The 22441-nt window shown below is 60.2% G+C and carries 16 protein-coding genes; 12 read left to right on the top strand and 4 right to left on the bottom strand.

From position 1 onward, the window contains the following. Positions 1 to 61: 61 nt before the first annotated feature. The 3 genes from KVQ82_RS28040 to aceE form a co-directional block, all read right to left on the bottom strand. The gene (locus KVQ82_RS28040) at positions 62 to 1459 is read right to left on the bottom strand and encodes an alkaline phosphatase D family protein (protein WP_222017054.1); all 1398 of its coding nucleotides are present in this window, start codon (positions 1457 to 1459) and stop codon (positions 62 to 64) included. Positions 1460 to 1732: 273 nt separating this feature from the next. Continuing rightward, the gene (gene aceF, locus KVQ82_RS28035) at positions 1733 to 3694 is read right to left on the bottom strand and encodes a dihydrolipoyllysine-residue acetyltransferase (protein ID WP_222017052.1); all 1962 of its coding nucleotides are present in this window, start codon (positions 3692 to 3694) and stop codon (positions 1733 to 1735) included. A gap of 11 nt (positions 3695 to 3705) precedes the next feature. Further along, positions 3706 to 6351 (bottom strand): pyruvate dehydrogenase (acetyl-transferring), homodimeric type, encoded by a 2646-nt coding sequence (aceE, locus tag KVQ82_RS28030; RefSeq protein ID WP_003220999.1) that lies wholly within the window; start codon positions 6349 to 6351, stop codon positions 3706 to 3708. 262 nt (positions 6352 to 6613) lie between these two features. Between aceE and KVQ82_RS31760 the strand changes: the two genes are divergently transcribed. The 9 genes from KVQ82_RS31760 (at position 6614) to KVQ82_RS27990 (ending at position 16941) form a co-directional block, all read left to right on the top strand. Beyond that, positions 6614 to 6739 carry a hypothetical protein gene (locus tag KVQ82_RS31760; protein ID WP_256198919.1) on the top strand — a complete coding sequence of 42 codons (126 nt, stop codon included), beginning with the start codon at positions 6614 to 6616 and terminating at the stop codon, positions 6737 to 6739. Next, complete coding sequence (gene glnE, locus KVQ82_RS28025; RefSeq protein WP_222017049.1) at positions 6736 to 9675, top strand: bifunctional [glutamate--ammonia ligase]-adenylyl-L-tyrosine phosphorylase/[glutamate--ammonia-ligase] adenylyltransferase; 2940 nt, start codon at positions 6736 to 6738, stop codon at positions 9673 to 9675. The genes KVQ82_RS31760 and glnE overlap by 4 nt, the downstream gene beginning before the upstream one ends. Before the next feature lie 306 nt (positions 9676 to 9981). After that, positions 9982 to 11016 carry a lipopolysaccharide heptosyltransferase II gene (gene waaF / locus KVQ82_RS28020; protein WP_222017048.1) on the top strand — a complete coding sequence of 345 codons (1035 nt, stop codon included), beginning with the start codon at positions 9982 to 9984 and terminating at the stop codon, positions 11014 to 11016. 1 nt (position 11017) lies between these two features. Further along, on the top strand, positions 11018 to 12079 hold the full coding sequence (gene waaC / locus KVQ82_RS28015) for a lipopolysaccharide heptosyltransferase I (protein ID WP_027611365.1): 1062 nt from the start codon (positions 11018 to 11020) through the stop codon (positions 12077 to 12079). Next, positions 12079 to 13200, top strand: a complete 1122-nt coding sequence (locus tag KVQ82_RS28010; protein WP_142579696.1) for a glycosyltransferase family 4 protein — start codon at positions 12079 to 12081, stop codon at positions 13198 to 13200. The genes waaC and KVQ82_RS28010 overlap by 1 nt, the downstream gene beginning before the upstream one ends. Continuing rightward, the gene (gene rfaP, locus KVQ82_RS28005) at positions 13201 to 14007 is read left to right on the top strand and encodes a lipopolysaccharide core heptose(I) kinase RfaP (protein ID WP_222017046.1); all 807 of its coding nucleotides are present in this window, start codon (positions 13201 to 13203) and stop codon (positions 14005 to 14007) included. After that, a complete protein-coding gene (locus KVQ82_RS28000) occupies positions 14007 to 14741 on the top strand; it encodes a lipopolysaccharide kinase InaA family protein (protein ID WP_222017044.1) in 735 nt (244 codons plus the stop codon). Before rfaP ends, KVQ82_RS28000 begins: the two co-directional genes overlap by 1 nt. Continuing rightward, on the top strand, positions 14738 to 15490 hold the full coding sequence (locus KVQ82_RS27995) for a lipopolysaccharide kinase InaA family protein (RefSeq protein WP_222017042.1): 753 nt from the start codon (positions 14738 to 14740) through the stop codon (positions 15488 to 15490). The genes KVQ82_RS28000 and KVQ82_RS27995 overlap by 4 nt, the downstream gene beginning before the upstream one ends. Next, positions 15490 to 16941 carry a lipopolysaccharide kinase InaA family protein gene (locus KVQ82_RS27990; protein ID WP_222017039.1) on the top strand — a complete coding sequence of 484 codons (1452 nt, stop codon included), beginning with the start codon at positions 15490 to 15492 and terminating at the stop codon, positions 16939 to 16941. The genes KVQ82_RS27995 and KVQ82_RS27990 overlap by 1 nt, the downstream gene beginning before the upstream one ends. Before the next feature lie 141 nt (positions 16942 to 17082). Here KVQ82_RS27990 and KVQ82_RS27985 read toward each other — a convergent pair whose 3' ends face one another. Then, positions 17083 to 18288, bottom strand: coding sequence for a hypothetical protein (locus tag KVQ82_RS27985; RefSeq protein WP_222017037.1), 1206 nt, complete (start codon positions 18286 to 18288; stop codon positions 17083 to 17085). A gap of 377 nt (positions 18289 to 18665) precedes the next feature. On the opposite strand from KVQ82_RS27985, the gene KVQ82_RS27980 reads away from it, so the two are divergent. Genes KVQ82_RS27980 through KVQ82_RS27970 form a run of 3 tightly spaced genes read left to right on the top strand, consistent with a single transcriptional unit; the run spans position 18666 to position 22433 of the window. Beyond that, positions 18666 to 20423: a carbamoyltransferase gene (locus KVQ82_RS27980; protein WP_007967355.1), complete on the top strand. Its 1758-nt coding sequence runs from the start codon at positions 18666 to 18668 to the stop codon at positions 20421 to 20423. Continuing rightward, complete coding sequence (locus tag KVQ82_RS27975) at positions 20407 to 21537, top strand: glycosyltransferase (RefSeq protein ID WP_222017035.1); 1131 nt, start codon at positions 20407 to 20409, stop codon at positions 21535 to 21537. The genes KVQ82_RS27980 and KVQ82_RS27975 overlap by 17 nt, the downstream gene beginning before the upstream one ends. Beyond that, positions 21537 to 22433, top strand: a complete 897-nt coding sequence (locus KVQ82_RS27970; RefSeq protein WP_222017034.1) for an antimicrobial resistance protein Mig-14 — start codon at positions 21537 to 21539, stop codon at positions 22431 to 22433. Before KVQ82_RS27975 ends, KVQ82_RS27970 begins: the two co-directional genes overlap by 1 nt. Positions 22434 to 22441 lie beyond the last annotated feature (8 nt).

The raw sequence follows: 22441 nt of genomic DNA, 5'->3' as shown, positions 1-22441 counted from the left end.
AGCTCCTACAAGGGATGTATACCAATGTAGGAGCTGCCGAAGGCTGCGATCTTTCAAGATCTCAGCGTAATTTCAGGCTGATCGATTGCAGCTTCTTGCCATCACGATCATGGTAATTGACCAGAATTTGATCAGTCTCGACGACTACATGGGCGAAGTTGTCTTCGCTGACGACCGGGCTGGTCAACTCATGCTGATAATCACCCGTCGCCGTGCGCGCCAGTGGTCGATCGAGGATGAACGTTGACGCCTTGGCATAGGGCAGCAGCTTGCTGTTGCACAGCGGCGAGGAAACGATGGTGTGGACTTCGAAATCCGGGTCTTCACTATGCGTCAGGCGCGAGGTCAGCGAGCCATGCACATCGCCCGAGACAAACACGACATTCCTGATGCGTCGGGTGCGGATGGTTTCCAGCAGGCGCAGGCGCTGCTCCGGGAAGGCTTTCCAGGCATCGTCGCCGTGCAATTTGCGATCCGGGTAGAACATCACGCTGGTCACGATGAATTTCACCCGCGCCGGGCTGTTGGTCAGCCACTTGAGCAGCGCCTGTTCCTGCGCCTCATCGAGTATGCGACGATCATCGGCTGACAAGTTGCGGCGGGTGCGGCTGTCGGTCACAAACCATTCGATATCAGCGTCACTGAATTGGTACCAGTAGTGCTCGAGTTTTGCCCGATTCACCTTTTCGTTAGTTGTAAGTTCATGCGCCGGGCTGTGGCTGACTTGATAGATTTCATAGGCGGCCATGGCGTTGCGATATAGCACTTGATCTGATTGTTTGGCATTCGCCGGCCAATTGTCTTCGATTTCGTGATCGTCCAGGATCATGTAAGTCGAAGTGCCGGACATCAAGCGCTGAATGTTCGGCTGAGAGAAGGCCGCACGGTACTTGCTGAGGATATCCTTATATTCACGATCAGGTGCGAACAGATTAAGGTCGTCGAGATAAACCTGATCACCCGTCATCAGAGTGGCACTGATCGGCGGCTGGGCACCTTCGATCAATTGGTTGATGGAGGCAAAGATCCGGTCACCCAGATGGGGCAGCACCGGCACCCCCGCCGTCATGCGCAAATAGCGGCAAGAGCCGACGATATAGGCCTTTGGCTGCAGGGCATTGCTTGAGCGGGTACGCAATCGATAGATTTCCCGCGGCCACTGCAGCGGCAGTTCGGCGACACTGTCCACGGTATGGACCGGATTCATCGGGCTGAACCAGCCGGTCTGGTATTCATATTCGGTGTCACTGCTCAAGTTGTTGAGGGTGAACACTTCGGTCATGTCGCGCAGCGCACTGGGTTCGGCGAAAGTACTAGCTGACCACTGTTGTGTTCCAGACTTCCGATAGCGAATGGCGGCAAATACCGGTGCGTTGCCTTGCTTGTCGGCGCGCATGAATATACGCGCGTGATGAGTTGTCGTGTGGCCGATAATCGGGCCAATAGTTGGCTTGAACATATTCGAGTCCGTTCGAGTAAGTTTCGTTTTTATAAATGGCGCAGGAAGATCGCTATTTAATCCGAGGGCAGAGAGTAGTTGCCTGTCGGTGAAAAATATCGGGACGAATTCGACTGCAGTCGTAGTTCAAGTAAACCGAACTTGTAGGAAGAGCCGCTGCACTTTTTTCAGGGCAAAAAAAGCCCCGTCAAACTGACGGGGTTGAGGTACGAGCGTGTGGCGCTCGAAAACGTGGAACGCAGTCGGCCCTCCGTTGCCGGAGGGCCGAACGCTTTACAGCAGGATGGTGCGGATGTCGCCCAGCAGGCTACCCAGACGCTGGGTGAAGCGTGCAGCAGCGGCGCCGTTGATCACACGGTGATCGTAGGACAGCGACAGTGGCAGCATCAGTTTCGGCTGGAAGGCTTTGCCGTCCCAGACTGGCTGGATGGTTGCCTTGGAAACACCGAGGATCGCCACTTCCGGCGCGTTGACGATCGGCGTGAAGCCGGTGCCGCCAATGTGGCCGAGGCTGGAAATGGTGAAGCAGGCGCCCTGCATCTCGTCCGAAGAAAGCTTCTTGGTGCGGGCTTTTTCAGCCAGCGAAGCAGCTTCTGCGGCCAGTTGCAGCAGGCTCTTCTGGTCGACGTTCTTGATGACCGGTACCAGCAGGCCATCCGGGGTGTCGACCGCGAAACCGATGTTGACGTACTTCTTGCGAATGATCGCCTTGCCGCTTGGTGCCAGCGAACTGTTGAAGTCCGGCAGTTCCTTGAGCAGGTGTGCGCAGGTCTTGAGCAGCAGCGGCAGGATGGTCAGCTTGACGCCGGCCTTCTCCGCGACGGCTTTCTGCGCAACACGGAAGGCTTCCAGCTCGGTGATGTCCGCCGAGTCGAATTGCGTCACGTGCGGCACGTTCAGCCAGCTGCGGTGCAGGTTGGCAGCGCCGACCTGCATCAGACGGGTCATCGGCACTTCTTCGATTTCACCGAAGCGGCTGAAATCCACGACCGGGATCGGCGGGATGCCCGCGCCACCGGTTGCGCCGCCAGCGGCCGGTGCTTCCTTGGCCTTCTGCATCATCGCCTTGACGTAAACCTGCACGTCTTCCTTGAGGATGCGACCGTGCGGACCGCTGGCGCCAACGGCGCTCAGCTCGACGCCGAACTCACGGGCCAGTTGACGCACGGCAGGGCCGGCGTGAACTTTCGCGCCTGGCTTGGCAGGTGCAGCAGCCGGAGCGGCAGCAGCAGGTGCAGCGGCAGCCGGAGCAGCAGCGGCCGGTGCCGGAGCGCTTGGCGCAGCAGCGGCAGCTGGAGCCGGGGCAGCAGCCGGGGCCGCACCTTTGACTTTCAGCTTGAGGATCAGATCGCCGGTGCCGACTTCGTCGTCCAGCTTGATCGAAACGCTTTCCACCACGCCCGCGGCAGGCGACGGGATTTCCATGCTCGCCTTGTCGGATTCGAGGGTGATCAGCGACTGGTCGGCTTCAACGCTGTCACCAGCCTTGACCAGCACTTCGATGATCTTGGCCTTGCCGGCCGAACCGATGTCCGGAACGTGGATGTCCTGAACGCTGTCAGCCACTGGAGCAGCCGGGGCTGCTGCAGGAGCAGGCGCAGCGGCAGCGGCCGGCGCAGCAGCCTGAGCCGGAGCGGCCGCAGCCGGGGCCGCAGCACCCGTCACTTCCAGATCCAGAATCAGGTCGCCAGTGCCGACTTCGTCGTTGAGCTTGACGCTGATGGCCTTGACCACGCCCGCGGCAGGCGACGGGATTTCCATGCTGGCCTTGTCGGATTCCAGGGTGATCAACGATTGATCAGCCTCGACCTTGTCGCCAACCTTGACCTGGATCTCGATGATCTGCGCCTTGCCCGACGAACCGATGTCCGGCACGTGCACTTGCTGCACCGAAGCGGTAGCCGGGGCAGCGGCTGGCGCGGCTGGAGCAGGAGCGGCAGCCGGTTTGGCTTCAGCTTTTGCAGCCGGTGCAGCAGCAGGCGCAGGAGCCGCTTGCGCGGCGCCCTCAACTTCCAGTTCGAGCAGTTCGTCGCCTTCTTTCAGGCGGTCGCCCAGCTTCACTTTCAGGCTCTTGATGACGCCGGCTTTCGGGGCCGGCACTTCCATGCTGGCCTTGTCCGATTCCAGCGTCAGAATGCTCTGGTCGGCTTCGATGCGGTCGCCGACCTTCACAAACAGTTCAATTACTTCACCTTCACCGCTGCCGATGTCAGGTACGCGAATGAGTTCGCTCACAAAATGTCTCCTCAGCAGTCCAGTGGGTTGCGTTTTTCCGGGTCGATGCCGAACTTGACGATGGCCTCGGCCACCACTTTAGGTTCGATATCACCACGGTCAGCCAGTGCTTCCAGGGCTGCCAACACCACGAAATGACGGTCGACTTCGAAGAAATGACGCAGTTTCTTGCGGCTGTCGCTGCGGCCGAAACCGTCGGTGCCCAGGACTTTGAATTCCTTGGACGGTACCCACTGACGGATCTGCTCGGCGAACAGCTTCATGTAGTCGGTAGAGGCGATGACCGGACCCTTACGGCCGCTCAGGCACTCTTCAACGTAGCTCTGCTTAGGCTTCTGGCCAGGCTTCAGACGGTTGCTGCGCTCTACGGCCAGGCCGTCGCGACGCAGTTCGTTGAAGCTGGTAACGCTCCATACGTCAGCGCCGATGTTGAACTCTTCACGCAGAATCTTCGCCGCTTCACGCACTTCACGCAGGATGGTGCCGGAGCCCATCAGCTGTACGTGATGCGCTGCATCGCGGGTGTCTTCTTCGAGCAGGTACATGCCTTTCTTGATGCCTTCTTCGGCACCGGCCGGCATGGCTGGCTGCTGGTACGACTCGTTCATCACGGTGATGTAATAGAAGATGTCCTGTTGCTCTTCGGTCATCTTCTTCATGCCGTCCTGAATGATCACCGCCAGCTCGTAGCCGTAGGTTGGATCGTAGGTGCGGCAGTTCGGGATGGTCGCGGCCAGCAGGTGGCTGTGACCGTCTTCGTGTTGCAGGCCTTCACCGTTCAGGGTGGTACGGCCGGCGGTGCCGCCGATCAGGAAACCACGGGTACGGCTGTCGCCAGCGGCCCAGGCCAGGTCACCGATACGCTGGAAGCCGAACATCGAGTAGAAGATGTAGAACGGCAGCATCGGCTGGTTGTGGCTGGAGTACGAAGTACCGGCGGCGATGAAGGAACTCATGGCGCCCGCTTCGTTGATGCCTTCTTCAAGGATCTGACCTTTCTGGTCTTCCTTGTAGAACATCACCTGGTCTTTATCGACTGGCTCGTAGAGCTGGCCGACGGAGGAGTAGATGCCCAACTGACGGAACATGCCTTCCATACCGAAGGTACGGGCTTCGTCCGGGATGATCGGCACGATGCGCGGGCCGATTTCCTTGTCCTTGACCAGTTGCGCGAGGATGCGCACGAAGGCCATGGTGGTGGAAATTTCACGGTCGCCCGATCCATCGAGGATGGCTTTCAGGGTGTCCAGATCCGGGGTCGGTACGCTGAAGCTCTGCGCGCGGCGCTGCGGTACGAAACCGCCCAGTGCGGCACGGCGCTCGCTCAGGTAGCGGGCTTCGGCGCTGTTCGGCTCTGGCTTGAAGAACGGCAGGTTCTCCAGCTCTTCGTCCTTGACCGGGATGTCGAAGCGGTCGCGGAACAACTTCAGGCTGTCGACGTCGACTTTCTTGGTGTTGTGCGCGGTGTTTTTCGCTTCGCCGGCACCGGTGCCATAACCCTTGATGGTCTTGGCCAGGATGACGGTCGGTTGTTCTTTGTGGTTGACCGCTTCGTGGTACGCCGCATAGACCTTGTACGGGTCGTGGCCGCCACGGTTGAGTTTCCAGATCTCGTCGTCGGACAGATCGGCAACCATTGCCTTGAGTTCAGGCGTGTTGAAGAAGTGCTCGCGAACGAACGCGCCGTCTTTGGCTTTGTAGTTCTGGTACTCGCCGTCGATGACTTCGTCCATGCGACGTTGCAGGATGCCGTCGACGTCCTTGGCCAGCAGTGGGTCCCAGAAACGGCCCCAGATGACTTTGGTCACGTTCCACTGTGCACCGCGGAACACGCCTTCGAGTTCCTGGATGATCTTGCCGTTGCCGCGAACCGGGCCGTCGAGGCGCTGCAGGTTGCAGTTGATGACGAAGATCAGGTTGTCCAGCTTCTCGCGGCCGGCCAGGGAGATGGCGCCCAAGGATTCCGGCTCGTCGCACTCGCCGTCGCCCAGGAAACACCAGACTTTCTGTTTGCCCGGCTGGATGAAACCGCGGTGTTCCAGGTACTTCATGAAGCGAGCCTGGTAGATCGCCTGGATCGGACCCAGCCCCATGGATACGGTCGGGAACTGCCAGAAGTCAGGCATCAGCCAAGGGTGCGGATAGGACGACAGGCCCTGACCGTCGACTTCCTGGCGGAAGTTGTTCATCTGGTCTTCGGTAATGCGGCCTTCCATGAACGCACGGGCGTAAACGCCTGGCGAGGTGTGGCCCTGGAAGTAGATCAGGTCGCCGCCGTGTTCGTCGGTCGGGGCCTGGAAGAAGTAGTTGAAGCCGATGTCATACAGGGTCGCGCTGGAAGCGAAGCTGGAGATGTGACCACCCAGGTCAGAATCTTTCAGGTTCGTACGCATTACCATGGCCATCGCGTTCCAGCGCACCAGCGAGCGAATGCGGCGTTCCATGAACAGGTCGCCAGGCATGCGTGCTTCGTGGGTTACCGGGATGGTGTTGCGGTAAGGCGTGGTGATGGCGTAAGGGAGCTGCGAACCGCTGCGGGTCGCCAGTTCACCCATACGGGTCATCAGATAGTGAGCACGGTCTTCGCCTTCTTTGTCGAGAACCGATTCCAGGGCGTCCAGCCATTCCTGGGTTTCGACGGGATCGAGGTCTTGCATGGCTTGCTCCAGGGCGGAAAGGCTTCCAGAATCGGTTGCCTGAGTTTGCGACTGGCCTTGTGGGCAGACGATTTAAAATTCTTGGATTGCCGACAGGTTGTTCCGGCGGCGTGTAGTTTTACTACAAATCTTTGAGCATTTCAGCCTTTCGCCTGTATAGACGAGTAGTAAAACTACAGAGGAAAGGCTTGTGGCCTCCGACTGCGTTGTGAGAATAATCGTTAAGGTTGGTCGATTACCATCCGAAAAAGGTGAAAGTTTGATGCTGGATGCCAAAGAAGAAGAAATTTCAGCTATTTCTAACTTTTGTTCGACAGTCCTTCGCGTAGCGGGTTTTCATCAAACACTACAAGCGGCCATTTACACGCCGATCAAGGATAGACCATGACCCTGCCCGTGCTTGCCGAACTCCCCGCCATTCTCCTGCCGTTGGTCACTCGATCCGAGCAGTCGTTCCGTACGGCCGTCGCCTCCCTTGAAGACGATCACGGCTTGTCGAACTGGACACCGGAGCGTTGGGCGCAATTCGCCCGCGTCGGTGCCGCCAGCGATTTCGTCATTGAACAGAGCGTTCGTGACCCTTTGATGTTGTTGTCACTGGTGCAGTCCGGTGAACTCGACCGGCCGTACGCGCCGGGTGAACTCTGCGCGCAGATTGCCGCCGCCGTGAACACCGCGCAAAGCGAAGACGAACTCGGGCGCGTCCTGCGCCGCCAGCGCGCACGCCATCAAGTGCGGATCATCTGGCGTGACCTCAACCGCCAGGCCGATCTGGTACAGACCTGCCGCGATCTTTCAGACATGGCCGACGCCACCATCGATCAGGCTTATCAATGGCTGTACAGCCGCCATTGCCAGCAGTTCGGCACGCCGACCGGTCGGCGCAGCGGTCTGCCGCAACAGATGGTCATTCTCGGCATGGGCAAGCTCGGCGCGGTCGAGTTGAACCTGTCGTCGGACATCGACCTGATCTTCGCCTACCCCGAGGGCGGCGAAACCGTCGGCGTGAAACGCGCGCTGGATAATCAGGAGTTCTTCATTCGTCTCGGCCAGCGCCTGATCAAGGCCCTCGACCCGATGACCGTCGACGGCTTCGTGTTCCGCGTCGACATGCGCCTGCGCCCGTACGGTTCGTCCGGCGCGCTGGTGCTGAGCTTCAATGCACTGGAGCAGTATTACCAGGATCAGGGCCGCGACTGGGAACGCTACGCGATGATCAAGGCGCGGGTGGTGGCCGGCGATCAGACTGCCGGCGCGCAGTTGCTCGACATGCTGCGCCCCTTCGTCTATCGGCGTTATCTGGATTTCTCGGCGATCGAAGCGCTGCGCACCATGAAGCAGTTGATCCAGCAAGAAGTGCGGCGCAAGGGCATGGCCGACAACATCAAGCTGGGTTCCGGTGGCATCCGCGAAGTCGAGTTCATCGCCCAGGCTTTCCAGTTGATCCACGGCGGGCGCGATCTGAGCCTGCAGCAGCGTCCTCTATTAAAGGTATTGAGCACGCTGGAAGGGCAAGGCTATCTGCCGCCGGCAGTAATCAGTGAATTGCGCGAAGGCTACGAGTTCCTGCGCTACACCGAACACGCGATCCAGGCGATTGCCGACCGCCAGACCCAGATGTTGCCGGACGGCGCTCAGGATCAGGCGCGCATTGCCTTTATGCTCGGTTTCGCCGATTGGCACGCCTTCCACGAAAAACTGATGTTCTGGCGCGGCCGCGTGGCCTGGCACTTCGCGCAGGTGATCGCCGATCCCGATGAAGAACAGGGTGCCGATTGCGAGGTGGTGGTCGGCGGTGAGTGGTTGCCGCTGTGGGAAGAGGCGCAGGATGAGGAGGCCGCTTGCCGACAATTGGAAGAAGGCGGCTTCAAGGACGCGAGCAAAGCGCTGAAAGCGCTGGCCAGTTTGCGCGGCAGCCCGCAATTGCGCGCCATGCAGCGGCTGGGTCGCGAGCGTCTCGATGCGTTTATTCCGCGTCTGCTGGCTCAGGCGGTGGAGCATGACAACCCGGATCTGGTGCTGGAACGGGTGCTGCCGCTGGTCGAAGCGGTGGCCCGGCGTTCGGCTTATTTAGTCCTGCTGACGGAAAACCCCGGCGCCTTGCGGCGCTTGCTGACGCTGTGCGCGGCCAGTCCGTGGATTGCTGAGCAGATCACCCGTTTCCCGCTGCTGCTCGACGAGTTGCTCAATGAAGGCCGGCTGTTCAAGCCGCCACTGGCCCCGGAACTCGCCGCCGAGCTGCGCGAACGGCTGACGCGGATTCCCGAAGACGACCTCGAACAGCAGATGGAGGCGCTGCGTCACTTCAAACTCGCGCACCGTTTGCGGGTTGCCGCGTCGGAAATCGCCGGCAGCCTGCCGTTGATGAAAGTCAGCGATTACCTGACCTGGCTGGCTGAAGCGATTCTCGAGCAAGTACTGGCCCTGGCCTGGCGCCAGACCGTGGCCAAGTACGGCACGCCGCTGCGCACCGATGGCAGTTTATGCGATCCGGGCTTCATCATTGTCGGTTATGGGAAAGTCGGCGGGCTGGAACTGGGGCATGGTTCGGACCTGGATCTGGTGTTCATCCATGACGGCGATCCGCAGGCGGAAACCGATGGGCCGAAGCCAATTGATGGCGCGCAGTTCTTCACTCGGCTGGGGCAGCGGATCATTCACTTGCTGACGGCGCAGACCAACTCTGGTCAGCTGTACGAAGTGGACATGCGTTTGCGCCCGTCCGGCGCGTCGGGGCTGTTGGTCAGTTCACTCGGTGCCTTCGAGCGCTATCAGGAAAATGAAGCCTGGACGTGGGAGCATCAGGCGCTGGTGCGGGCGCGGGTGTTGGTGGGCAGTCAGGATGTCGGCCAGGCCTTCGAGAAAGTCCGCGCGCAGGTTTTGGGCAAAGCGCGGGATCTGGCGAAATTGCAACAGGAAGTCAGCGAGATGCGCGCCAAGATGCGCGACAACCTCGGCACCAAGGGCACCGCAGCCGGTACGGCGGCTAATGCCTTCGAGGCCACGGCGCCGTTCGACCTCAAGCAGGACGCCGGAGGTATCGTCGATATTGAATTTATGGTGCAATACGCGGCCCTGGCGTGGTCGCACAGCCACCCGCCATTGCTGCGCTGGACCGATAACATCCGCATTCTGGAAGAGCTGGAACACGAAGGGCTGATGCCCGCCGAAGACGCCAGCCTGTTGCGCGAAGCCTATAAGGCTTACCGCTCCGCCGCCCACCGGCAGGCCTTGCAGAAGGACGCCGGGGTGATTGCAGGCGACCAGTTTGTCGAGGAACGCCGGCAGGTATTGCGGATCTGGAAAGAGCTGGGGCTAAGCTGAAACCGGATATTTGAAGCACCGATTACCTTGTGGGAGCGAGCTTGCTCGCGAAGACGGAGTGTCAGATGACACCGATGTCGGATGTGATGGCCCCTTCGCGAGCAAGCTCGCTCCCACAGTGGATTTACAGTGTCTGTAGATCTGAAGTAAGGCGAACAAACCATGTGGGAGCGAGCCTGCTCGCGATAGCGGAGTGACAGTCGACAGTCATGTTGAAGGTAATGACCCATCGCAAGCAGCGCCGCTCCCTCAGTGATTCTCGAGGCGGGGAGGCATTGGCCTCCCCGGTTCGTTTATGGAAACCACATGAATATTCTGATCGTTGGGCCCAGTTGGGTCGGTGACATGGTGATGGCGCAGACACTGTTTCAGTGTCTCAAACAGCGCCACCCGCAATGCGAAATCGACGTGCTGGCCCCCGAGTGGAGCCGGCCGATCCTTGAACGCATGCCCGAAGTGCGCAAGGCCTTGAGCTTTCCGCTCGGCCATGGCGCGCTGGAACTGGCGACGCGTCGGCGAATCGGCAAATCCCTGGCCGGCCAGTACGATCAGGCGATCCTGCTGCCGAATTCGCTGAAGTCGGCGCTGGTGCCTTTTTTTGCTGGCATCAAGCAACGCACCGGCTGGCGCGGCGAATTCCGCTACGGTCTGCTCAATGACGTGCGCACGCTGGATAAAGAACGTTATCCGCTGATGATCGAGCGCTTCATGGCCCTGGCTTACGAGCCGAACGCCGAACTGCCGAAACCGTATCCACGTCCGAGCCTGCAAATCGATCCGGTGACCCGCGAAGCGGCACTGGCCAAGTTCGGTTTGACTCTCGACCGTCCGGTGTTGGCCCTGTGCCCCGGTGCCGAATTCGGCGAGTCCAAGCGCTGGCCGTCCGAGCATTACGCCAAGGTCGCCGAAGCGCGGATTCGTGAAGGCTGGCAGGTGTGGTTGTTCGGCTCGAAAAACGACCACGCGGTGGGCGAAGACATCCGCGCACGGCTGATTCCCGGCCTGCGTGAAGAGTCGGTCAACCTCAGCGGCGGCACCTCGCTGGCCGAGGCCATCGACCTGCTGTCCTGTGCCGATTCGGTGGTGTCCAACGACTCCGGCCTGATGCACGTGGCGGCGGCGTTGAACCGTCCGTTGGTGGCGGTCTACGGCTCGACGTCGCCGGGTTTCACCCCGCCGCTGGCCGAGCACGTCGAAATTGTTCGGCTGGGTCTGGATTGCAGCCCGTGCTTCGACCGTACCTGCCGGTTCGGCCATTACAACTGCCTGCGCCAGCTGATGCCGGACGCGGTCAACGATGCCTTGCAGAAATTGCAGGGCACTGTGGTCGAGGTTCATTAAGTTGCGGGTATTGCTGATCAAGACTTCATCGCTGGGCGACGTGATTCACGCGTTGCCGGCGCTGACCGACGCGGCCCGGGCCATCCCCGGGATCAAGTTCGACTGGGTGGTGGAAGAAGGCTTCGCCGAAATTCCGACCTGGCACCCGGCCGTCGGCAAGGTGATTCCGGTGGCGATCCGTCGTTGGCGCAAGAACCTCTGGCAGACGATCAAGAGCGGCGAGTGGAAGCGCTTCAAGCAAAGCGTGCGTGCCAGCCAATACGATCTGGTGATCGACGCTCAGGGTCTGTTGAAAAGTGCCTGGCTGACGCGCTACGTCAAAGCTCCGGTGGCCGGTCTCGACAAAGGCTCGGCGCGCGAGCCGATCGCTGCACGTTTCTATGACCGCAAACTGGCGGTGGCCCGTGGGCAGCATGCGGTCGAACGGGTGCGTCAGCTGTTTGCTATCGCCCTCGGCTATGACCTGCCCAAAGGGTTGGGCGACTACGGCCTCAACGTCGAGCGTCTGGTGGAATTGCCGCGCAAGAGCGCTTTCGTGGTGTTCCTGCACGGCACCACGTGGGACACCAAGCACTGGCCGGAAGCCTACTGGCGCGAGCTGACCGAACGCGTCGGCTATCTGGGCGTCGGGGTCAAACTGCCGTGGGGCAACCCGCTGGAAAAGGCCCGCGCCGAACGGATTGCCGCCGGTTTCAAACACGCCGAAGTGCTGCCGAAGCTGAATCTGGCCGGGGTCGGCAAAGTGCTGGCCGGCGCCCAGGCTTGCGTGGCGGTAGACACCGGTCTCGGTCATTTGGCCGCCGCGCTGGATGTGCCGACGATTTCGCTGTTCGGCCCGACCAACCCGGGCCTGACCGGCGCCTACGGCAAGGTGCAGATTCACATGGCCAGTGATTTCCCTTGCGCTCCGTGCCTGCAAAAGAAATGTACCTACCAACCGACTGCGCAGGATGCCCGTCAGTTTGACCTCAAGCGCGAGCAGCCTCTGTGCTTTACGCGTGTAAATCCCGAGCGTGTCGCCAGCCGTCTGAGCACGTTGTTAATGGCTGAGGAGCTGCGCTGATGCAATTGGCTTTTGTCCTGTACAAATATTTCCCGTTCGGTGGCTTGCAGCGCGACTTCATGCGCATCGCCCTCGAATGCCAGAAGCGCGGTCACCAGATCCGCGTCTACACGCTGATCTGGGAAGGCGACGTGCCGCCCGGTTTCGAAGTGCTGGTGGCGCCGGTCAAGGCGTTCTTCAACCACCGTCGCAACGAGAAACTCACGGCGTGGATGGAAGCGGATCTGGCCAAGCGTCCGGTGGACCGCTTGATCGGCTTCAACAAGATGCCGGGTCTGGACGTCTATTACGCCGCCGACGGCTGCTTCGAAGACAAGGCGCAGAACCTGCGCCATTCGCTGTATCGCCGTTGGGGCCGCTATCGCCACTTCGCCGAGTACGAGCGCGCGGTGTTCGCCAAAGACGCGAAAACCGAAGTGTTGATGATTTCCGAAGTGCAGCAGCCGCTGTTCATCAAGCATTACGACACGCCGCTTGAGCGCTTCCATCTGCTGCCGCCGGGTATCGCCCAGGATCGTCGGCGGCCGGCGGATGCCGACCAGATTCGCGCCGGTTTCCGCGCCGAATTCAACCTCAAGGACGACGAACTGCTGCTGGTGCAGATCGGTTCCGGGTTCAAGACCAAGGGCGTCGATCGCAGCCTCAAGGCGCTGGCGGCACTGCCTGCCGAGCTGAAGAAACGCACCCGGCTGTTTGTAATCGGCCAGGATGACCCCAAATTGTTCCAGATGCAGAGTGCCACTTTGGGCCTGGGCGACAACGTGACGTTCCTCAAGGGCCGCAGCGATATCCCGCGATTCCTGCTCGGCGCCGACTTGTTGATCCACCCGGCGTACAACGAAAACACCGGTACCGTGCTGCTCGAAGCGCTGGTGGCCGGTTTGCCGGTGCTGGTCAGCGCGGTCTGCGGTTACGCCCATTACATCGCCGAGGCGGATGCCGGGCGCGTGCTGGACGAACCGTTCGAGCAGGCGCAACTGACGCAGTACCTGACTGACATGTTGAGTGACGACGCTGCACGCGTGGCCTGGAGCCGCAATGGTCTGGCCTTCGCCGAGACGGCCGACCTCTACAGCATGCCGCAGCACGCGGCCGATGTGATTCTGGCGGAGCACGCTTAAATGAAGTTGATGCTGGCTGAACCGTTCAAGAGCCTGTGGGCCGGGCGCGACCCGTTCGCCGAAGTCGAAGGCTTGCAGGGCGAGGTCTATCGCGAGCTGGAAGCTCGACGCACGCTGCGCACGGAAGTCGACGGCAACGGATTTTTCGTCAAGATCCACCGGGGCATCGGCTGGGGCGAGATCTTCAAGAACCTGCTGACCGCCAAGCTGCCGGTGCTCGGCGCGGGTCAGGAATGGCAGGCAATCCAGCGTTTGCAGGCAGTCGGCGTGCCGACCATGACCGCCGTGGCTTACGGCGAGAAGGGCAGCAACCCGGCGGATCAGCATTCGTTCATCGTCACCGAAGAGCTGGCGCCGACCGTCAGCCTCGAAGATTTCAGCATCGATTGGGTCAAGAACCCGCCGCAGCCGAAACTCAAGCGCGCGCTGATCGCTGAAGTGGCACGCATGACCGGCATGATGCACCGCGCCGGGGTCAACCACCGCGACTGCTACATCTGCCATTTCCTGCTGCACACCGACAAGCCGGTCACCCCGGACGATTTCAAGCTCTCGGTGATCGACCTGCACCGCGCGCAGACCCGTGCAAAGATTACTCAACGCTGGCGCAACAAGGATCTGGCCGCGCTGTATTTTTCGGCGCTGGACATCGGTCTGACCCGTCGCGACAAGCTGCGTTTCCTCAAAGGCTACTTCCAGCAACCGCTGCGGCAGATTCTGGCGCAAGAAGCGCCGCTGTTGAGCTGGCTCGAAGGCAAGGCCAACAAGCTTTATGCGCGCAAACAGCGTTACGGGGATGCGCTCTGATGGCGGGTTGGACTCTTGAGCCGCAATACAGCGAACTGAGCGAAGATTTCGGCAGCCTCGAAGCAGTGTTTGCTCTGCAGGGCGAGCGCCTGACCCGTGATCCGCTATCCGAAGTCATCCGCGTGCAGCGCAACGGCGTCAATTACTACGTCAAACGCTACGTCGGCGCCGGCAAAGGCTTGCGCCGCTACCTTGGCAAGCCGCGGGTGAAGATGGAGTGGCAGAACCTCAAGCGCTTCGCCAAGTGGGGCATTCCCACGGCCGAAGTGGTGGCCTGGGGTCTGGAACGGCGGGGCGCGGCGTACAACCGTGGCGCGATGATCACCCGCGAGCTGCCGCGCACCGAAGACCTGTCGGCGCTGGCCGAACGCAGCGATCCGAAACTCAAGGATCGCCTGTGGGTTGATGGCATCAGCCGGCAACTGGCCGGCTACACGCGAACCATGCACGATCACCGCTTTACCCATAACGATCTGAAGTGGCGCAACCTGCTGATCGACGATCAGGCGCAGCTGTTTTTGATCGACTGCCCGAACGGCGATTTCTGGCGCGGCTTCTGGCTCAAATACCGGATCACCAAGGATCTGGCCTGTCTCGACAAAGTGGCCAAATATCACCTGTCGAACACCCAGCGCCTGCGCTTCTACCTGCAATACCGCGGACGTGATCGGCTGAATGCCGCCGACAAGAAACGGATTCGCCACGTGGTGAGATTTTTCGAGGGACGCGAATGACTGATTTCCTGGCTGCTGAAGACCGGTCGCTGCTTGAGCGTCATGGCCTCGGCACTTTCGACGCGCTCTGGGCCAAACAGCTCGAAGCCGTGGACGAACCGAACACCGATGGCGGTGGCTGGAGCAGCGTGTTTCGCCTGGAGCTGGAAGGGCAGGCCTACTACCTCAAGCGCCAGAGCAACTACCTGACCCGCACCCTGCATGCGCCGTTCGGCGAGCCGAGTTTCGCCCGCGAGTTTCGCAATATCAGCCGCTACAACAAGTTGGGGATCCCGGCGCTGCAAGCGGCGTTCTTCGGTGAGCGCAAGGTCAAGGGCGAAGTCCAGGCGATCCTGCTGACCCGTGCCCTCGACGGCTGGGACGACCTTGATTCGCTGTTGCAACGCTGGTCCGAGCTGAGCGCCGCGCAGCAATCGGCCATTCTCAAGGCCTGTGGACAGCTGGCGCGCCAGCTGCACGGCGTGCGTCAGGTGCACGGCTGCTTTTATCCGAAACACATCTTTTTGCAGGCTGATGGCGACGCGTATAAGGCGCAGTTGATCGACCTGGAAAAGACCCGGCCCCTGCTGTTCGGCATGCGCGACCGGGTCAAGGATCTGGAGCCGCTGCTGCGTCGCGCGCCGGAATGGAGCGAGGCGCAATTGCGCGAGTTGCTCGCGGCGTACCTCGATCAGCCCGTCGACAGTTCGCTGGTCGACAGCTGGGTTTCGCGCCTGACCGCACGGCGCAGTCGCAAGGAGACCCGTTGATGCGCTTGTCCGAACTGAAAAACGCCGGGCGTGCGCCGAGTCTGCCGCTGACGATCAGCCTCGCTGATGCGGCCGGTCCTGCGGATTTGCAGTTGCTGAGCCTGCTGCGGGTGTTGCCGGGACAGCGTTATGTCGGCGCCGGGGTCTGGCGCGGGCGACCGGTGCTGGCCAAATTGCTGGTAGGCAGCAAGGCTGCGCGGCATTTTCAGCGTGAGCTGGCGGGCGTCAAGCTGCTCGCCGAACAAGGCCTGACCACGCCACTGTTGCTGGCTGATGGCTTGCAGGACGGCGAGGGTGGCTGGCTGTTGTTCGAATTTCTCGAAGGTGCCGAAAGCCTCGGTGAGGCCTGGCAGAAAGTCGAATCGCTGCCAGTGCTGGCGGACGAGCAATCGGCGGTGCTCGCCGAGGCACTGGGTGCTATCGGTCAACTGCATGGCAAAGGCTTGTGGCAGGAAGATCTGCACCTCGACAACCTGCTGCGCCAGGGCGGTCAGTTGTACTTGATCGACGGTGCCGGGATCTGTGCCGAAACCGCTGGCCAGCCGTTGTCGCGGCAGAAGGTGCTGGAAAACCTCGGGGTGTTTTTCGCCCAGTTGCCCAAGTCTCTGGAGCCGTTCACCGAAGAATTGCTGGTGTATTACCTGCTGAGCAACAGCGAGCATGCGCTGCCGCTGGAAGCGTTGCAGAAGCAGATCGCCAAGGTGCGCGCCTGGCGCCTGAAGGATTACCTGATCAAGGTGGGTCGCGAGTGCACGTTGTTCAGTGTGCAGCGCAGTGCATTTGGCTTGCGCGCAATCCGCCGCGAGGAAGAAGCCGCGATGCTGCCGGTGCTGGGTCAGGCCGATGCACTGCTCGATCAGGGCCATCTGTACAAGACCGGCGGCGCGGCGAGCGTTGGCAAAGTCGAGGTGGCCGGGCGCACGCTGGTGATCAAGCGCTACAACATCAAAGGCTTCGCGCATTGGCTCAAGCGTTTCTGGCGTCCGAGCCGGGCGTGGCATTCGTGGCGTGAAGGCAATCGCCTGGCGTTCCTCGGCATCGCCACGCCGAAACCACTGGCAGTGCTGGAAAAGCGCTTTCTGTGGCTGCGCAGTCGCGCCTATCTGGTGACCGAGTTCCTGCCGGGGCCGGACATCATCGAGCGCTTTGCGCCGTATGTTGAAAGCGGTGCAGCGCCGGAATCCGAGTTGCAGGCGCTGGATCAACTGTTCGCCCGATTGATTGCCGAGCGCATCAGTCATGGCGACTTCAAGGGGCACAACCTGTTCTGGCAGGAGGATCGCTGGGCGCTGATCGACCTGGATTCGATGTGTCAGCACGGTTCTTCCGGCAGCTTTGCCCCCGCCTATGCCAGGGATCGCGCGCGGTTTATTCGCAATTGGCCTGAAGGAAGTGCGCTTTATCAAGTCATTGACCAGCGTCTTCCCAAGGACAGCTCTAGCGCTGACTGAATCTGGGCTATCGGTCCTGTGCGGGCAAGCCCGCTTCCACAGTCGTTCCGGTCGTTCAGAACTTCCTGTGGGAGCGGGCTTGCTCGCGATGGCGGCGGTGCGGCTTGCCCCTCTCTTGAAAGGCGACGCCTGTGCTGTTTTTTACGTGTTCAGATAGCGCACCATTCCTGCAAAGCTGGTTGTCAGGTATTCAGTCACATCCCCTGTTACTAGAAGTTTGCCGTCGTTTTGTATATGGATGCGGTTGGCCAGATCAATCCCCCCAAGATTCGTCATGATTCTCCCGTCGGTGCCAAAAGTGGGGTCTACTTTTCCGTTTTCGAGATAGCGCATCAGCATAAAATCGGCTCTTTCGGCATTGCCGAACGACGCTCCGGCAGCTACAGCTTTGTTGTCGGACTGAATGGTTATTGTCGAGTGTATGGCGCCGCCGTCATACGCTTCAATGTTAGGTGCCCCACCGTAAAATGAATCGTCCAACTTTCCATCTGAATGGATGCGAGTGACCAGAGGCTGTTCCTTGCCCTCAAAGCGGGCATGACCCGAAGCGACAAATTTTCCATCCGATTGTTGTGCAATTCCTGTGATCTGCGCTGCCAGACTGCTCTTTACAGGAATGATTGCAAATCCATCGTCGCCAAAGGAGGTATCAAGCTCGCCATTTTCCAAGTAGCGGGTAAACATCAGCTTGCCATTTCTGGATCCTGCCAAGAGCAATTTGCCAGACTTCAATGTGAGTATTGACGAGATATAAATTTTACCGGCATACACTTCGCCATTCGACCCGAAGCTGCTATCTGGCTTACCGTTATCGAGAATGCGTCGGATAATGACTTTGTCGTCCTCAACGCCGCCAACCTCTGTGCTCACGAACACAATTTCCCCGTCGTCCTGTATTGCCATGCAATTACATTTTTGCTTTCCAGAAGATTCATTAAAGATGAGTCGACCACCCTCACCAAATGAGAGGTCGAGATCACCTTCGGGCAGAACCCTGATAAGAAACACATTATGCACCGGCTTATCTAAATAGCCGAAAGAGCCAAATATAACGGCCTTGCCATCGGATTGCAGGGTAATCCATGCTTTTGTGATGGGCTGACGAGGGACAAGGTCGATGTACTTTATGCCCTGATCGCCAAAAAGGCTGTCTACAACGCCGGTATTCAGATGTCGTACGAGCGCCAGACGATCTCCGACTGCAATAACGCTGAGGATTTTCCCATCGGTTTGTAATACGGAAGAGCCAGGATTTGATATGCCTGGTAGATTGAAAAGTACCTTGCCTTCAACGCCAAAAGTCGGGTCAGGGGCGTTGTTGTTTTTAGAGTTGGTTAGTGTGTTCATTGTCTGCTTTCCTATGCGAAATTAATAACAAATGCGCGAGTGGCAATACCTGCTGTCTAGATATAAGCGTAATGATTTGTTGTGGGCTACTGTCAGAAATGACAGTCGCGACCAGCGGTGTTTAAACAATATTTGTTATCGCTACTGCGCCAGGGAAACTCTTCGGAAAGTGTGCGAAGGGACGGCGCTGAGCGTGGGCATGCCAGCCTGTCGCTCAGGCAGGGCGAAAGCGTTCTCCCCGTGTCAATTAACCTCTGGGTCATTCCCGTCATCTTTACGCTATAATCCCGCCCTTTAGCTGTCTCTCGCCCGGTGCGAGGGCACATCAATTTTCAAGGCGCATCGCGCCTGAATGCAGACTAAAGAGGCTAGACCCTGTGGCATTGACGATTCTTGGCCTGTCCGGCGCCCTTAGCCATGACCCTTCAGCCGCCTTGTACATCGACGGCAAGCTGGTGGCGGCGGCTGAAGAAGAGCGCTTCGTCCGCGATAAGCATGCAAAGAACCGCATGCCCTACGAATCGGCGAAGTTCTGCCTGGAACAGGCCGGTATCAAGCCGTCCGACGTTGACGTGGTGGCGATTCCGTTCGCGCCGATCAGCCTGTTCGGCAAAGCCCGCTGGCACTACGCCAAGCGCTACTGGTACGCGCCGGATCGCGCCCTCGACGCGATCCTGATGGGCAACCGTCGCTACAAGCGCTATCGCAACAAGATCGTCTGGTGCCTGGAGCAACTGGGTTTTGATCCGAAGAAGATCAAGATCGAGCCGGTCGAGCACCACTTGGCTCACGCCTCCAGCGCTTACCACTGCTCGGGTTTCAAAGAGAAAACCGCGATCCTCGGGATCGACGGCAAGGGCGAGTACGCCACGACCTTCTTCGGCTACGGCGAAAACGGCAAGATCCACAAGATCAAGGAATTCTTCGATCCGGACTCCCTCGGCGGCCTGTATGGCGCGATCACCGAGTTCCTCGGTTTCGAGATGCTCGACGGTGAGTTCAAGGTCATGGGCATGGCGCCGTACGGCGACGCCAGCAAATACGATTTCTCGCGTCTGGCCTCGTTCGAGAACGGCGAGCTGGTGATCAACACCGACTACGCCAACGTGATCGGTCTGCGTCGCTACAAAGAGAAGGGCAAAGGCTTCTACTTCTCGCCGAAGCTGATCGAGTGGCTGGGTCCGAAGCGTGAAGGCGATATCGCCGACGAACCGTACATTCACTACGCCGCGAGCATGCAAGCGCTGTTCGAGAAACTGGCGTTGCAGATGATCGACTACTACCTGGGCGATGTGCTCAAGGAAACCGGCAAGCTGGCCTTCGCCGGTGGCTGCGCGTTGAACGTCAAGCTGAACCAGAAAATCATCGCCCGCGATGACATCAAGGAGCTGTTCGTCCAGCCTGCGTCCGGCGATGCCGGCACCGCGGTCGGCGCAGCGGCCTATGTGTCCCACGCCCGTGGCGTGCCGGTCGAGAAGATGGAACACGTCTACCTCGGCCCGTCGTACAGCAACGAAGACGTGATCGCCGCGTGCGCCCGTCACGAGAACAAGCCGACCTGGCGCAAGCTCGACAACATGCCGGAGCAGATCGCCAAAATCATGGTCGATGGCAACCCGGTGGCCTGGTTCCAGGGTCGCATGGAGTTCGGTCCGCGCGCACTGGGCGGTCGTTCGATCATCGGTTGCCCGAGCGTGGCCGGTGTGGCTGACCGGATCAACCACCAGATCAAGTTCCGCGAGCGCTGGAGACCTTTCTGCCCGTCGATGCTCGACACCGTGGCACCGCAGATGATCAAGATCGATCACCCGGCGCCGTTCATGACCTTCACTTTCGAAGTGGCGGAAGAATGGAAGACCCGCGTGCCGGAAGTCGTTCACGAAGACGGCACTTCCCGTGCCCAGGTCCTGAAGCGCGAATACAACCCGCGCTACTACGACATGATGAAGGCACTGGAAAACCTCACCGGCAACGGCGTGTCGTTGAACACCTCGTTGAACCGTCGTGGTGAACCGATGATCTGCTCGCCGACCGACGCCCTGAACATGTTCTTCGGCTCCGATCTGCAGTACCTGATCATGGAAGACATTCTGGTGGTCAAAGAGGGCGCAAACGCTTATGACTCGCTCGGCTGAACGCCATGTGCTGCAGTTCTGTCACGGCTATGACGGGCCGTTCCTCGACTGCGCACGGCAGTACGCCAGCCTGTTCGCGGGCACTGGTTATCGGGTGACCACGGTCTTTCTGACCGGGGCCGCCGACGGCGAGGTGGCCGCAGCGTGTGCTTCCGATGAAGTGTTGTTCATGGAATACAGCTCCAAGGCCATTCGTGGCCTGAAGCTGGGCGCCATCGGTGATCTGCGCAAGATCGCCGCTTCACGCAATTTCAGTTTCTGCATCGCCCATCGCTTCAAGCCGATCTACATCGCCTTGCTCGGCACGTCGCTGCCGGTGATTGGCGTGCACCACGCGTTTGACGATTACAAACGCGGCACGCGCAAGCTGTTCGCGCACATTTTCCGCAAGCGTCTGAGCCTGCTCGGCGTCTCCGACGCAGTACGCGACGACATGCGGCGCTGCCTGCCGAAATGGCCGTCGACCCGCATCCAGACCTTGTACAACCGCATCGATGTGCCGGCCTTGCAGGCTAGTCAGGTGTCGGCCCGCGAGGCCCGCGAGACCCTCGGTCTGGCGGCTGATGCGTTCATTGTCGGCAACGTTGGACGGCTGCACCCGGACAAGGATCAGGCCACGTTGCTGCACGGTTTTGCTGCAGCGTTGCCGGGTTTGCCGGGCAACAGTCAGCTGGTGATTCTCGGCAAGGGCCGTCTGGAGCAGGACCTCAAGGAGCTGGCGCGCGAACTGGGCATCGGTGACCGGGTGCTGTTTCTCGGTCAGGTGCCGGACGCGCGCAATTACTTCCGCGCCTTCGATGTGTTCGCCTTGAGCTCCGATCACGAACCGTTCGGCATGGTGCTGCTCGAAGCCATGGCCGCCGGCGTGCCGTTACTCGCCACCGCCTGTGGCGGGGCCAAGGAAGTGGTCGAAGGCGTGGGCATTCTGTTCCCGCTGGGCGATGCCGAACACCTTGCCCAAGGCCTGCAACATTTGGCCGGTATGGATGATCAGCAGCGCCGGCAGTGCGCCGAGCTGATGCTCGATCGTCTGCGTGAGCGTTTCTCCGACCGTGCGGTGCGCGACACCTTCTGGCGTCTGCCGCAAGTTACCGATCTGGCACCGAGGGGCTGATGCTCAACCGATTTCAAGGCTGGCGCGAACGTGGCTGGTCGCCCGTTGACGCCTCCACCTATGCCAGCGCCTGGCAGCGTTTTGGCGGCAGTGTCGCGACCCATCCGCTGGTGGTCGAACGCCTGGCGGATCTGGCCGGTATCCCGGTGCGTTATCTGGCCTGGGAGCAGGACGGCGAAGTCAAAGCGGCAATCCCGACCTGGGGCCGTGATTTGGCGCTGTCCAAAGACGTGCTCAAGCGCAACGGTAAGAAAGGCCTGTTCGACCTTGGCAATGCCGAGTTGATCCTGCCGGCCGCCGCCGATGCCCAGGCGCCGCTGCGCCATCGCGCACGCTATCTGTCGACGCTCAACGAAAACCGCTTCAGCGGCCTCAAGTTGCAGACCGAACAACTGGCCATGGCCCGCACCCCCGAAGAATTGTCGAAGAAGTTTCGCTACAACCAGCGCCGCGAACTGCGCCTGCTGGAAGAGGCGGGTGGACTGGTGCGTCCGGTCAGTGAGTTTTCCAGTGCCGAACTGGCGGCGATCTACTGTGATCTGTTCCAGCGCCGCTGGGGCTTTCCGGCCACCGGCGCGGCGCGTATGGGCGAAGTCATCGAGCTGCTGCGCGAACTGTTGATCGGCTCGGTGATTTTCCTTAATGATGCGCCGATCGCCATTCAACTGGTGTACCGCGTCGAAGCGCCGGAGTGGATCAGCGTCGAGTACATCAACGGCGGCGTCGACCCCGAAACCCGCGAATTCAGCCCTGGCAGCGTGTTGAGTTTCCTCAATACGCAAAGCGCCTGGGAACAGGCGCGAGCACTGAACAAGCCGCTGCGGTTTTCCTTCGGTCGCGCCGACCGTGAATACAAGGATCGCTGGTGCAACCCCGTGCCGGTGTTCACCGTATGAGTCAGCCC

Source organism: Pseudomonas sp. AO-1 (genome assembly GCF_019775695.1).
Taxonomy (GTDB): domain Bacteria; phylum Pseudomonadota; class Gammaproteobacteria; order Pseudomonadales; family Pseudomonadaceae; genus Aquipseudomonas; species Aquipseudomonas parakoreensis.
This window is presented reverse-complemented; position numbering and strand designations above follow the sequence as displayed.

What these genes read in the sequence shown, in the direction of transcription:
- waaF (WP_222017048.1), top strand. Translation starts at nt 9,982, where the DNA reads ATGAATATTCTGATCGTTGGGCCCAGTTGGGTCGGTGACATGGTGATG.
- KVQ82_RS27985 (WP_222017037.1), bottom strand. Translation starts at nt 18,288, where the DNA reads ATGAACACACTAACCAACTCTAAAAACAACAACGCCCCTGACCCGACT.
- aceE (WP_003220999.1), bottom strand. Translation starts at nt 6,351, where the DNA reads ATGCAAGACCTCGATCCCGTCGAAACCCAGGAATGGCTGGACGCCCTG.
- KVQ82_RS27970 (WP_222017034.1), top strand. Translation starts at nt 21,537, where the DNA reads ATGCTCAACCGATTTCAAGGCTGGCGCGAACGTGGCTGGTCGCCCGTT.
- KVQ82_RS27990 (WP_222017039.1), top strand. Translation starts at nt 15,490, where the DNA reads ATGCGCTTGTCCGAACTGAAAAACGCCGGGCGTGCGCCGAGTCTGCCG.
- KVQ82_RS28000 (WP_222017044.1), top strand. Translation starts at nt 14,007, where the DNA reads ATGGCGGGTTGGACTCTTGAGCCGCAATACAGCGAACTGAGCGAAGAT.
- KVQ82_RS31760 (WP_256198919.1), top strand. Translation starts at nt 6,614, where the DNA reads ATGCTGGATGCCAAAGAAGAAGAAATTTCAGCTATTTCTAACTTTTGT.
- KVQ82_RS27995 (WP_222017042.1), top strand. Translation starts at nt 14,738, where the DNA reads ATGACTGATTTCCTGGCTGCTGAAGACCGGTCGCTGCTTGAGCGTCAT.
- rfaP (WP_222017046.1), top strand. Translation starts at nt 13,201, where the DNA reads ATGAAGTTGATGCTGGCTGAACCGTTCAAGAGCCTGTGGGCCGGGCGC.
- KVQ82_RS27975 (WP_222017035.1), top strand. Translation starts at nt 20,407, where the DNA reads ATGACTCGCTCGGCTGAACGCCATGTGCTGCAGTTCTGTCACGGCTAT.
- KVQ82_RS28040 (WP_222017054.1), bottom strand. Translation starts at nt 1,459, where the DNA reads ATGTTCAAGCCAACTATTGGCCCGATTATCGGCCACACGACAACTCAT.
- KVQ82_RS28010 (WP_142579696.1), top strand. Translation starts at nt 12,079, where the DNA reads ATGCAATTGGCTTTTGTCCTGTACAAATATTTCCCGTTCGGTGGCTTG.
- glnE (WP_222017049.1), top strand. Translation starts at nt 6,736, where the DNA reads ATGACCCTGCCCGTGCTTGCCGAACTCCCCGCCATTCTCCTGCCGTTG.